The following is a 12,444-nucleotide window of genomic DNA, read 5'->3' on the forward strand; positions in this document are numbered from 1 at the left end:
GGCGATGCTGGGCGTGCTGGTCGCCATGTTCGGGCTCGGCGCCTTCGCCGGTGCGCTGGTGCGTGCACGGTTCGTACATTGGCGTCGCGCGACATTCCTGTCGGCCTGCACATTGCTTTACGCGCTCGCCACGATCCTGCTCGGCCTGGCCCAATCCCCCGCCCCCGCGATGCTGGCGATGGCCCTCGCCGGCGGCGGCTGGGTGGCGGGGCTGAGCGGCCTCAATGTCGCGATCCAGGTCCATGCCGCGCGCTGGGTCGCCGCGCGCGCCATCGCGCTGCTCCAGGCCGCGCTGTTCCTTGGCCTCGCATCCGGCAGCCTGATCTGGGGCCTGCTCGCCGACCGGTTCGGGCTGGGCGGCGCCCTGATCCTTTCGGGAGCATCCATGCTCGCGACATTGGTGCTCGGCCGCTGGCTCCCGATCGTCTCGAACGATGCGGTCGACCTGTCCCCCGCCCCCATTCCTGCCTCCGACGCCCCGGTCGCGCAGCGCCGAACCTACCGGCCGCGCGCGGCACGGCAGGCCGAATTCCAGGACCGCATGCGGCAGCTCGAACGGGCCCGTCGCCGCGACGGCGCCGTGCATTGGTCGCTCAGGCAGATGGCGGATGGCGGCTGGGTCGAAGAGTTCGCGTTCAACCACGCGGACGACGCGCGGCGCCACGCCGCGCGCCGGACGCGCGAGGACGAGCGACTGGAACAGGACATCGCTGAACTGCTGGAAGGATGTGGCGAATGAACGAGATGAACGGCAAGGTCGCAGTGGTCACCGGCGCGGCAAGCGGTATCGGCGCCGCGACGGCGGCGCTGCTGGCAAGCCATGGCGTGAGCGTCTGGCGATTGGACCGGGCGGCGGCATCGGACGCGCAGAGCCTGGCGGTCGACGTCACCGATCCCGCCGCGATCGCCGCGGCGATCGCCACGATCACCATGCACGGCCGGCACATCGACATACTGGTGAACAGCGCGGGGGTTTACGGCCTGCAGGGCTGGGGCGAGATCGATGAGGCGGATTATCGCCGCATCTTCGACGTCAATGTGCTTGGACTGACGCTGATGACGCAGGCGGCACTGCCCCATCTGCCGCGCGGCGCGAGCATCGTCAACATCGCCTCGGTCGCCGGTCGCAAGGGCAATGCCAGCTCAGTCCTTTATGCCGCGAGCAAGGCGGCGGTGATCAGCCTCACCCAATCGGCGGCGCTCGCATTCGCCGCGGCGGGCATCCGCGCCAACGCGATCGCGCCCGGCCGCGTCGAAACCGCGATGTGGGATGACGTCATGCGCCGGCGCGCCGATGCGACGGGCAAGCCGGTCGCGGAACTCAGCCGGACCATGGCCGACGGCATTCCGCTCGAACGCATGGCCACCGCCGACGACATCGCGCGCGCGGCGCTGTTCCTGGCCGGACCGGCCAGCGCCTATGTCACCGGCCAGACGCTCAACGTCGACGGCGGGCTCCAGCTCAACTGATCAGCGTTCGAGGATCGTGACCGCGCAGGCGCCCTCGTCGAAACCGACGACGCCGCCGCCGGTTTCGGCCAAGGCGATGCGGTGTCGCACGGCCTGACGCGCGCCCGCTTCTCCGCGCAGTTGGCGCACCAGTTCCTCGATCATCATCAGGCCCGTCGCGCCAACCGGATGCCCCTTGGATTCGAGGCCGCCGGACAGGTTGATCGGCAGGCTGCCGCCCAGCGCGGTCGCGCCGCTCCCGGCCAGCGCCCCGCCCTCGCCCGGCGCGCAGAAGCCCAGCATCTCGCTCTGGTAGATCTCGCTGAACGCCGTCGCGTCATGAACTTCGGCGAGGTCGATCCGGGCCGGCCCGATTCCCGCCATGGCATAGGCGCGCTGCGCGGCGACATGGCTGAGGCTCGGCTCGTCGAGGCCGCGATATTTGCCGCTGGTGAGCGCGGTGCCCGCGATCCGCACCGCCCGCGCCTGCACAGTCGCGGGCGCCCGATCGAGCCAGGCCTGCGAACACAGGATCGCGGCCGCCGCGCCGTCCCCCAGCGGCGCGCACATCGCGCGGGTGAGCGGATAGCTTACCGGGCGGTCCGCGAGCACCTGCTCCACCGTCATGGGGAAGCGATATTGCGCCTTGGGATTGTCGACCGCGATGCTGTGGTTCTTGGCGGCGACCGCCGCGATCTGCTCGATCGTCGTGCCATAGCGCGCCATATGGTGCGCCGCCTGCATCGCATAGGTGTCCATGAACACCGTGCGGTCCGCACCCGTTTCGAACCGCTTGCCCGCCACTTCGCCGGCGCGCGCATAATAATCGTGCCATTCATGGGGATCGAACTGATCGATGCCGCCATTGAACAGCGCCGCCGTGCGTTCGGGCGCGTCGGGATAGAAGGTGCGTTCGGCCGCGACCGCGAGCGCGAGGTCGACGTCGCCGGCCGCGATATCCTTGCGCGCGCCCTGCAGCGCCATCGCCGCGCTCGCACAGCCGCCCTCGATGTTGAAGATCGGCAGGCGTTCGGCGAGCAATCCGTCGCGGATCAGCGGCGTCAGCATCACCTGGCCACGAATGCTGCCCTGCCCTTCGACCCACATGCCGCAATTGGCGAACCAGGCGCTTCCGATCTCGCGGCTTTGCTCCAGCCCGGCATCGGCGACCGCCCCCTCGACCGCTTCGCGCGTCAGCGACTTGAGGCTGCGATCGGCGAAGCGCCCCACCGCGGTCGCGTGGACGCCGACGACATAGACGGCGCGACTAGCCGACATTGCGGCGCGCATCCTGCCAATAGGGCGCGCGCAGCGCCTGCTTGTCGGGCTTGCCGAGCGCGGTCTGCGGCATCGCATCGAGGATATCGATCGACTTCGGCGTGCCGACCGCGCCCTTGCTGCGGCGAACGAAGGCGATGATCTCCGCGACATCGGGCGTGCGGCCCGGCCATGGTACGATCGCCGCCTTCACCGCCTCCCCCCATTTGGCATCGGGAATGCCGAACACCGCCGCCTGCGCGACATCGGGGTGGCTGGCGAGAACGTCCTCGACCTCCTTGGGGTAGACGTTGAACCCGCCGGTGATGATCATGTCCTTCTTGCGATCGACGATATAGAGATAGCCGCGCTCGTCCTCGCGCGCGAGGTCGCCCGTCCGCAACCATCCGTCGCGAAGCGCGGCGGCGGTTTCCTGCGGCCGCCCCCAATAGCCGTCCATCACCAGCGGCCCGCGGACGCAGATCTCGCCGATCTCGCCGAGCGGCACCGCCGCACCGGCATCGTCGAGCAGTTTCACCTGCACGCCGACCATCGGAAAGCCGCATGACAGCAATTGCCCCGGCCTGTCCGGATCGTGATCGGCGCGCGACAGCGTCGTCACCGTCATCGGCGCTTCGGATTGCGCATAGAGCTGAAGGAAGATCGGCCCGAAAATCTCCATCGCCTCTGCGAGCAGCGAAGGACTGATTGGCGCGGCGCCGTAAATGACCAGCTTGAGGCTCGACAGATCGGCATCGCGGATGCGCGGATGCGTGGTGAGCGCATAGACCATCGTCGGCACGAGAAAGGCGGCCGAGATCCGCTGGCGCTCGACCAGGTCGATAAAGGCGCCGGCATCGAAGCCGTCGGTCAGGAACACGCAACCGCCCTTCACGAACACCGGCGTCGTCAGGAGGCCGGCCGCATGCGCCAGCGGCGTCGTCAGCAGAATCCGGGGCGCGGGCGGCCAATCCCATTCGGCGAGGCACATCAGCACATTGGCGACGAGCGTCCGGTGCGTATGGATGATGCCCTTGGGCCGCCCGGTCGTACCGCCGGTATAGGTGAGCCCGGCAATGCCCGCGGGATCGGCGCGACATGCGAGCGGCTCCGCCGGGCACGCATCGGCCAGATCGAGCAGATCCGGCATCTCGCCCGCAGGCCCGACCGACAATGTGCAGCGGACCCCACCGGCGGCAACGATCCCGGCGGCCTCACCGGCGAAACGATCCTCCACGATCAGAAAGGCCGCCTGCGAATCGCCGGTGATGAACTGATGGTCGGCACTGCTTCCCAGCGGGTTGAGCGGGGTGAAGCGGGCGCCGAGCAATTGCACGGCCAGGCGCAGATAGATGGTTTCCGGGCGGTTCGACATGAGCACGCAAACGCCCATGTCCGACCCGACGCCCCTGGCGGACAAAGCCTGGACGAATTGGCTGACCCGAACGCCCATATCGGCGTAGCTGATCATTTCATTCCGGTACCAGATCGCCGGGCTTCGTGCATAGCGACGGATGGCACGAACGGTCAGCTCGCCAAATGACGGCCCGTCATGCAATCGATCGGGTACGCTCCCATCCGGTGACAATTGCGCAATACCCTTCATAACGAGCGCTCGCTCCTTGCTTCGGACATCGCCTCGCGATCCGAAGCCAACGCGGCCGCCTCAAACTCCGCCATCACACCCCCAAAGTGGTACCATATTTTTCTTCTGGTACCGTTACACTGCAAGGGGCGGCTGTCAATATGGATCGGCGCTTACGCGCGACGACCTGCGGGCACGGCGCCTCCACCGCCTCGCCGGCAAGGGACGACCGGGACACGCTTTCGCGATGGCAGAGTGGCAAGGATCAAGGCGCCCGATGCGCGCGCCGTCACGCGCGACGGATATCACCCCCGGGATGCAGCCCGTCGACGAACCTGCCGCGATCATAGACAAGCGCGCCGTTCACCAGCACCGCCGCTATGCCCGCCGAGGGCTGGTTGGGCTGCTGATAGGTGGCGCGATCGGCGATGGTGGCGGGATCGAACACCGTGATGTCGGCATAGGCGCCCAGCCGGATCCGGCCGCGATCCCGCATCGCCGGCGCCGACTGCTCCATCCGCTGCGCGGGCAGCAGGGTCATCCGGCGCAACCCGTCCATCAACGGCAGGATCTTCTTCTCGCGCACATGCACGCCAAGAATGCGGGAGAAGGTGCCGGCACCGCGCGGATGGCCACGGCCGCCGGGGTCGATCCAGCCATCGCTGCCGACCGCGACGATCGGGGACCGCAGCGCGATATCGACATCGCCCTCGGGCATGGCATGGCCGATCACCCACAGGGATTGATCGGCCTGGCGATTGTCGCTCAGCGGCGGCGCCTTGGCGCGCAGCGCATCGAACCGCGCCTTTGTCAGGCGCTCGCCCGTCGAGACCAGTTCGATGTCCTGATAGGTCATCCTGAGCTTCTGCTGGAAACCATCGTCGAAGATGGTGCTGCCGATATAGGTGGACCAGGCGGTGTAAGGATAGACGCTCGCGCCGATATCGATCCCCCGGGCGCGGGCGCCGTCGATCATGCCCAGCACCGTCGCCATCCTGTGCGTGGCGCCGGCGCTGTTGAGGTGGACGATCTCCGCGCGCGCGCCGCTGATCGCGGCGGCGGCGATCACCTCGTTCACCGCCGCGATATTGCGATCCACCTCCATGTGGCGGACATGGACATGGTTGGGCACGCCATGCCGCGCCGCGACGCGGAACAGTTCAATCGTTTCCAGCGGCGAGGCGCCCGGCGTATATTCCAGGCCATAGCCGATCCCGACCGCGCCATTGCCGATCGCCTGCGCGGCCAGCGCCTTCATTCTTTCGAGCTGTTCGGGAGAGGCCGCTTGGAACCGATCGGCAATGCCTGCCGCATCGCGCAGCGCGCCATGGCCCACCACCGTGCCATAATTGGTCAGCACCCGCCCGGCGAGCCCCTTGTACCAGCCATCGACATCGACCGGCCCGGCATGCATCTGCATCGTCGTCGTCACGCCATCGGCGATCTTGGCGCGCTGCCCGATGATATCGGTGGTCGGATAACAGAGAAGATCGATGAAGCCGGGCGCGACGACCTTGCCGGCGGCGTCGATCGTCTGCCGCCCCTGCAACGGCTGCCGGCCGATCGAAACGATCCGCTGGCCGCGAATGCCGATATTCGCGATCTCGTCGCGCCCCGATTCGGGATCCATCACCCGGCCGTTGGCGATCACCACATCATGGATGTCGCCGGGCGTGCGGGCGACGCCCCTGCCCGCAAACCCCAGCGGCACCGCCGCCGCCATCGACAGGCACAGGGCGCGGCGATCGATAAGCATCGGGACGGATCGACTGTTCCTGCGCATGTCTGTTCCCCGGCTGGAGCATCGTGCGGAAAACGCCCGCCCCGTCAAAAAGCTGGCGGCAGCAGCCGGTTTCCCGCAAGTCGATGCGATAACGAACGGCGACAGCGGACCGCGCGATCGAGGTTTCGCGCGGTCCGGTGTCGCCGGGGGCAATACAATGATTTTCGCCCCGCTTGTCCATATGGACAAGCGGGGCTGATCGATCGCCGTTCAGGCGGCGCGGGCCAGTTTCGGCGACAACAGGTGGATCGCCAGCACCGCGAGGAAATATACCAGTGTGCATGCCGCGAAGATCAGCGTGTAGTTCCCGTCCGTCGCGTCGAGCACCAGGCCGGTGGATTTCGCCATGATCATGCCGCCGATACCGCCCGCGAAACCGCCAAGCCCGACCACCGAACCCACCGCGCGCTTCGGGAACATGTCCGGCGGGATCGAGAGCAGATTGGACGAGAAGGACTGGTGCCCGGCCAGCGCGATGCCGATCAGCACCACCGCCAGCCACATATTCTCCAGGCTGGTCACGAACAGCAGGGGGACCACGCAGCAGCCCGAAGCGAGCATCGTCACCTTGCGCGCGAAATTGGCGGTGCGCCCCTGCTGGATCAGCTTCGACGACAGCCATCCGCCCGCGATGCTGCCCGCATCCGAAAGCAGATACATCACGATCATCGGCAGCAGCACGATCTTGAGATCGACCGCATAGGTGGTGCTGAAATATTTGGGCAGCCAGAACAGCATCAGGAACCAGACCGGATCGGTCAGGAACTTGGCGACCGCGAAGGCCCAGGCCTCGCGCGTGCGGACCACTCCCGCCCAGCCGATCCGCTCCACCCGTTCGGGCGGATCATGTTCGATCCAGGCCAGTTCACCCGCGCTGACGCCCGATTTCTCGCGCGGGTTGCCATACCACCACCACCACAGGCCGAGCAGGATCAGACCGAACAGCCCGGAGAAGATGAAGGTCTGGCGCCAGTCCAGCCCGAGCACCGTCATGAACAGCCAGATGGTGGGCGCTGTCAGGATCACGCCGATGGTGGTGCCGGAATTCACCCAGCCGATGGCATAGGCGCGCTCCTTTTGCGGGAACCATTCGCTGCTGGCGCGCACCACCGATGGGAAATGCCCCGCCTCGCCCACGCCCAGCGCCATGCGTGCGGCCATGAACGATGCGATCGAGCCGGCGAAACCATGCGCGACATGCCCCACCGTCCAGATCGAAATGGCGATGGCATAGCCGATCTTCGGCCCGAAGCGATCGACCAGCCAGCCCATGACGAGGAAGCCCACGGCATAGGCGGCTTGGAAGGCGGTGACGATATTGCCATAGTCGTTCTCGCTCCAGCCGCGTTCCTGGCCGAGCGCCGGCGCCAGCAGGCCCAGCATGGTGCGATCGATGTAATTGACCGTCGTCGCGAAGAAGAGCAGCGCGATGATCGACCAGCGATGGCGGCCTACGCGTTCGACGGTGCCGCGTGCGATATCCATGGCAATGATCCCCTCATGATACCGGCGCCGCTTTTATCGTACAGCTTACCGAATAATCCGAACCGAAGCGCGCCTCCACCGTCTGGCCCGGAGCCACGACATGCACGCCGGTGACCGCACCGCTCGACACCCAGCAGCCATCCGCCACGGGGATGCGGCGCGCGGCGAGGTTTTCGAGCAGGAAGCGGACCGATCCCACCGGCCCGTCGGGAAAGGCGGCGGCGGTGCCGCTGCCATGTTCCACCCCGTCGATCAGCAGCCGCACGCCCCAGTCGGCGAAGCCGCAGTCGCGCCAGTCGGCGATCGCATCGCCGATGATGATGCCGTTATTGTTGCCGAAATCGGAAATTGTGACGAGCGGGCCGAGCGCGTTGATGCCGGGAAAGGGCGAACTGGCGATCTCTATGCCGACATGCACCGCGACGATATGCGCCGCCGCGTCGGCAAGCGAATAGCTGCGCCGCGCCGGATCGATCCCGCCGCCCAGCCGGATCAGGAATTCCGCCTCCGCCGCGCCGAACCCGCCCGAAAAGACCAGTCCGGCGGCGCCAGCATCGGCACGCGCGATCGCGGCGGAGAAGATCGGCCCAGCCAGGCGATCGGCGCCCAGATCGTCGGACAGCGGCGGCATGATGCGGCCGACCTTCCAGCCGCCGATACTGCCCCCGAACCGCGCGATCGCCGCGTCCTGCACCGCATAGGCCGAATCGAGCGTGGCCGGCGGCGTGCCGGGATAATCGGGCAGGGCAGCGCCGGCATGGCGCGCGGCGACGAATTTCCCGGCAATCTCGGCTTTGGCCGCTTCGTTCACCCCTGCATCCTTTCCCATTGTTCGGGGAGGGCTATAGGAAACCGGTGTCATTTACAAGAATGCTTGGCTGGCGGCTTTGCGAATTCCTGTTATGAGTCGGGGATGAGCAAGGCCGTTCCTGCAGAAAAGCGCGCTTCAGCGAAGCCCACCATCAACGACATCGCCCGGCTGGCCGGGGTTTCGAAGAAAACCGTGAGCCGGGTGATCAACCAGTCTCCGCTGCTGAACGAGGATACGCGCGAAAAGGTGAAGGCGGTGATCCGCGACACCGGCTATGTGCCCAATCCGCAAGCGCGCGCGCTGGCGCTGGGCCGCAATTTCCTGATCGGCATCATCCACGACAACCCCAATGCGCAGATGATCCTGAACATGCAGCAGGGCATATTGGAGGCGCTGCGCGACACCGAATTCGAAATGGTGGTGCGCCCGGTCGATCGCGGATCGGCGACGATGATGGACGATATCCGCAGCTTCATCATGCGCCAGCGCCTGTACGGCGTGGTGATCATGCCGCCGATTTCGGAGAATGACGAGATCGCCCGGCTCTGCCGCGAACTGGGCTGCCGCTATGTCCGCATGGGATCGGCCAGGCTGGACGACGACGCGCACATGGTCGCCTCCAACGATCGCGACGTGGTGGCGGAAGCGACGCGCTACCTGATCGCGCAGGGGCATCGCCGCATCGGCCTGGTCGCCGGGCCGCACGGCTTCCGATCGGCGCGCGAGCGGCGCGAAGGCTTTGAATCGGCGTTGGCGGAGGCGGGCATCCGGCTGCCGCGCAACCTGATCGCGGACGGCCAATATACGTTCGAATCGGGGATCACCGCCACCGAAAGCCTGCTCGACCAGTCGCCGCCGCCCACCGCGATCTTCGCATCGAACGACGAGATGGCGGCCGCCGTGCTCTATACCGCGCGCGAACGCGGGATCGCCGTGCCGGAGGAGCTTTCGATCGTCGGGTTCGACGATACGCCGATCGCCTCGCGCGTGTGGCCGCCGCTCACCACGGTGCGCTGGCCGATCGTGGCGATGGGGCGTTCGGCGGCGCTGAAGCTGATCCGCGGGCTCGATTCGGGCGATGACGAAGGCGGCGAACCATCGACCTTCCTCTCCACGCTGGTGCGTCGCGGCTCGGTCGCGCCGCCGACCCGGACGGATTGACGCCGCCTCTTGCGGCTTTGTTTGACACCGGTTACCATCAACGCGTCCACGGGCATGTACCCGCCCCGGACCACCGATCGGAGAGGCCATGTTCGACAAGACTTTCTACGCCACGCATCCCGACATGATGGAATGCGTTTCCAACGAGGAATTGCGCGACCGCTATCTGATCCAGGGCCTGTTCCGCGAAGGCGAATGCGTGCTGAACTACACCCATGCCGATCGCTTCGTGATCGGCGGGGTGCTGGTGGGCGCGGCGCCGGTCGCACTGCCGGCGCAAACCGAGCCGCCGAGCGCGGCGGGCCATCCGTTCCTGGAGCGCCGCGAGATGGCGGTGGTGAATGTGGGCGGCGTGGAGGGCACCGTGACCGTCGACGGCGAGGCATTCGTGCTGGGCAACAAGGATTGCCTGTACGTCACCATGGGCGCGGGCGAGGTGGTGTTTTCGGGCGCGGGTGCACGTTTCTACCTGGCATCCTGCCCCGCGCACCGCGCATTCGCGACGCGCAAGCTTGGCATCGCCGACGCCAATGCGCTCGATCGCGGCAGCCTGGCGGAATCGAACGAGCGGACCATCTATCAGCTCGTCATCCCCGGCATCTGCGAATCCGCGCAGCTGGTGATGGGGCTGACGGTGCTGAAGCCGGGCAGCGTGTGGAACACGATGCCGCCGCATATCCATGAGCGCCGCAGCGAGATCTATTTCTATTTCGAGCTCGACAATGTCGACACCGATCGCGTCATGCATTTCATGGGCGAAGGCGAAGCGACGCGCCATATCGTGATGCAGAACGAGGAGGCGGTGATCTCTCCTCCCTGGTCCATCCATATGGGTGCGGGCACCAAGGCCTATGCGTTCATCTGGGCGATGGCGGGCGAGAACCAGGACTATACGGACATGAACGTCCTCGACATCTGCCAGCTCGCCTGATGCGCGGGCCGTTCGATCTTTCCGGCCGAACCGCGCTGGTGACCGGCGCGAACACCGGGCTGGGTCAGGCGATCGCGCTGGCGCTGGCCGAGGCGGGGGCGGATATCGCGGCGGTGGGCCGCACGCCCGCAGAGGAAACGGTGGCGCAGGTGCGCGCCATGGGCCGCCGCGCGGAGATGGTGCCCGCCGATCTTTCGACGATCGAACCGGTACAAGGCGTGGTGGACCGGGTGATCGGCGCATTTGGCGGGCTGGACATCCTGGTCAACAATGCCGGCATCATCCGCCGCGCGGACTCGGTGGATTTCACGGAGGCGGATTGGGACGCGGTGATCGATACCAATCTGAAATCGGTGTTCTTCCTGTGCCAGGCGGCGGGGCGGCACATGATCGGGCAAGGGCGCGGCAAGATCATCAACATCGCATCGATGCTGACATTCCAGGGCGGCATCCGCGTGCCGAGCTATACCGCGTCCAAAAGCGGGGTGGGCGGGCTGACGAAGCTGCTCGCCAATGAATGGGCGGGCAAGGGCGTGAACGTGAACGCGATCGCGCCCGGCTATATCGCCACCAACAACACCGCCGCGCTGCAGGCGGACGAGACGCGCAACCGCCAGATCGTGGAGCGCATTCCCGCCGGGCGCTGGGGCCGGCCCGCCGATCTGGGCGGGGCGGCGGTGTTCCTGGCATCCGCCGCGTCCGATTATGTCGACGGCCATATCCTGGCGGTCGATGGCGGCTGGCTGGCGCGATAACCCGATGACGAGGATCGTCGGCTTCGGCGAATTGCTGATCCGTCTGGCGGCACCCGAACGGCGGCTGCTCAGCCAGACACAGAGCCTGGACGTGCATGTCGGCGGGGCGGAGGCAAATGTGCTCGTCGGCCTGGCGTGCCTGGGCCATGAAACGGCGCTGGTGAGCGCGGTGCCGGCCAATGCGCTGGGCGACGGCGCGATCGCGGCGATGCGCGCGCGCGGCGTCGATACCGGCGCGGTGCAGCGCCGGGAGGGGCGCATGGGGCTGTATTTCCTGAGCGTGGGCGCGGGCCTGCGCGCATCGGAGATCATCTATGATCGCGCGGGATCCAGTTTCGCGCGCGCGACCGCGGCGGATTTAGACTGGACGGCGCATCTGCGAGGCGCAGGCCTGCTCCACCTTTCGGGTATCACCCCGGCGCTTGGCCCCGCATCGGCGGACGCCACGCTGGCCGCGGCGCGCGCCGCGCGCGCGGCGGGCGTGCCGATCAGCTTCGACGGCAATTACCGGGCGATGCTGTGGGATGCGTGGGACAGCGATCCGCGCGCGATCCTGGGCGAACTGGTCGGCATGGCGGACATCATGTTCGGCAATCACCGAGACATCTCGCTGCTGCTGGGTCGCGATTTTTCCGGCGACGGCGCGGACCGCCGGCGCGAGGCGGCCGAAGCCGCCTTCGCCGCCTTTCCGAACCTGACCCTGATCGCCTCCACCGCGCGCCATGTCGACGATGCCGATCATCACCGCATTTCCGCCCGCATCGATCGCCGCGACGCGGCGGCGCAGACGCGCGAAGTGACGGTAAGCGGCATCATAGACCGCATCGGCGCCGGCGACGCCTTCGCCGCGGGCGTGCTGCATGCCCATCTGACCGGCGCCACGGCGGAAACCATGGCGGAAACCGGCCTGGCGCTGACCTGCCTGAAACATTCGCTGCCGGGCGATGCGAGCCTGTTCGGACGGGGGGACATCGAGGCGTTCATGGCCGGAGGGATGGACGTTCGGCGATAGGGTGCGGGCTGCACATGCCAGCTTGTGGCCCCTCATCCCCGAAAGCTGCCGCGCTTCGGGGCCGTACCCTGATCTGGCCTGGGCCGGGTGCCGACCGGCAGCTTTCAGATCGGGTTGAGCGGAAGCGGGCGTTCGAACCACCGACCCGCTCGGTGTAGCCGAGCTGCTCCGGCCATCGCGTTGATCGGGGTCGCGCCGTCAATATGGCCTCCTCG

11 protein-coding genes are annotated in these 12,444 nt (G+C 67.2%); 6 read left to right on the forward strand and 5 right to left on the reverse strand.

What is annotated here, in order from left to right; translation table 11 throughout:
• The first annotated feature begins 25 nt into the window (after positions 1-25).
• Positions 26-739 (forward strand): MFS transporter, encoded by a 714-nt coding sequence (locus K7G82_RS30050; RefSeq protein ID WP_281423017.1) that lies wholly within the window; start codon positions 26-28, stop codon positions 737-739.
• Positions 736-1,470 carry an SDR family NAD(P)-dependent oxidoreductase gene (locus K7G82_RS17820; protein ID WP_222991254.1) on the forward strand — a complete coding sequence of 245 codons (735 nt, stop codon included), beginning with the start codon at positions 736-738 and terminating at the stop codon, positions 1,468-1,470. Before K7G82_RS30050 ends, K7G82_RS17820 begins: the two co-directional genes overlap by 4 nt.
• Here K7G82_RS17820 and K7G82_RS17825 read toward each other — a convergent pair whose 3' ends face one another.
• From K7G82_RS17825 to K7G82_RS17845, 5 genes are all read right to left on the reverse strand, one after another.
• Complete coding sequence (locus K7G82_RS17825; RefSeq protein ID WP_222991255.1) at positions 1,471-2,727, reverse strand: thiolase family protein; 1,257 nt, start codon at positions 2,725-2,727, stop codon at positions 1,471-1,473.
• Entirely contained in the window at positions 2,717-4,312 is a 1,596-nt protein-coding gene (locus K7G82_RS17830; protein ID WP_222991256.1) for an AMP-binding protein, read from the reverse strand. The genes K7G82_RS17825 and K7G82_RS17830 overlap by 11 nt, the downstream gene beginning before the upstream one ends.
• A gap of 268 nt (positions 4,313-4,580) precedes the next feature.
• The gene (locus tag K7G82_RS17835; protein WP_222991257.1) at positions 4,581-6,047 is read right to left on the reverse strand and encodes an amidohydrolase family protein; all 1,467 of its coding nucleotides are present in this window, start codon (positions 6,045-6,047) and stop codon (positions 4,581-4,583) included.
• Positions 6,048-6,284: 237 nt separating this feature from the next.
• Positions 6,285-7,559 carry an MFS transporter gene (locus K7G82_RS17840; protein WP_222991258.1) on the reverse strand — a complete coding sequence of 425 codons (1,275 nt, stop codon included), beginning with the start codon at positions 7,557-7,559 and terminating at the stop codon, positions 6,285-6,287.
• A 13-nt stretch (positions 7,560-7,572) separates the two neighbouring features.
• Positions 7,573-8,370, reverse strand: a complete 798-nt coding sequence (locus K7G82_RS17845; RefSeq protein ID WP_222991259.1) for a 2-keto-4-pentenoate hydratase — start codon at positions 8,368-8,370, stop codon at positions 7,573-7,575.
• 102 nt (positions 8,371-8,472) lie between these two features.
• Between K7G82_RS17845 and K7G82_RS17850 the strand changes: the two genes are divergently transcribed.
• From K7G82_RS17850 to K7G82_RS17865, 4 genes are all read left to right on the forward strand, one after another.
• Positions 8,473-9,531, forward strand: coding sequence for a LacI family DNA-binding transcriptional regulator (locus tag K7G82_RS17850; RefSeq protein WP_222991260.1), 1,059 nt, complete (start codon positions 8,473-8,475; stop codon positions 9,529-9,531).
• Between the two features lie 88 nt (positions 9,532-9,619).
• A complete protein-coding gene (gene kduI / locus K7G82_RS17855; protein WP_222991261.1) occupies positions 9,620-10,462 on the forward strand; it encodes a 5-dehydro-4-deoxy-D-glucuronate isomerase in 843 nt (280 codons plus the stop codon).
• Positions 10,462-11,217, forward strand: a complete 756-nt coding sequence (kduD, locus tag K7G82_RS17860; protein WP_222991262.1) for a 2-dehydro-3-deoxy-D-gluconate 5-dehydrogenase KduD — start codon at positions 10,462-10,464, stop codon at positions 11,215-11,217. Before kduI ends, kduD begins: the two co-directional genes overlap by 1 nt.
• A gap of 4 nt (positions 11,218-11,221) precedes the next feature.
• The gene (locus K7G82_RS17865; protein ID WP_222991263.1) at positions 11,222-12,229 is read left to right on the forward strand and encodes a sugar kinase; all 1,008 of its coding nucleotides are present in this window, start codon (positions 11,222-11,224) and stop codon (positions 12,227-12,229) included.
• Positions 12,230-12,444 lie beyond the last annotated feature (215 nt).

It is taken from the genome of Sphingomonas colocasiae (assembly GCF_019880585.1).
Lineage (GTDB): Bacteria > Pseudomonadota > Alphaproteobacteria > Sphingomonadales > Sphingomonadaceae > Sphingobium_A > Sphingobium_A colocasiae.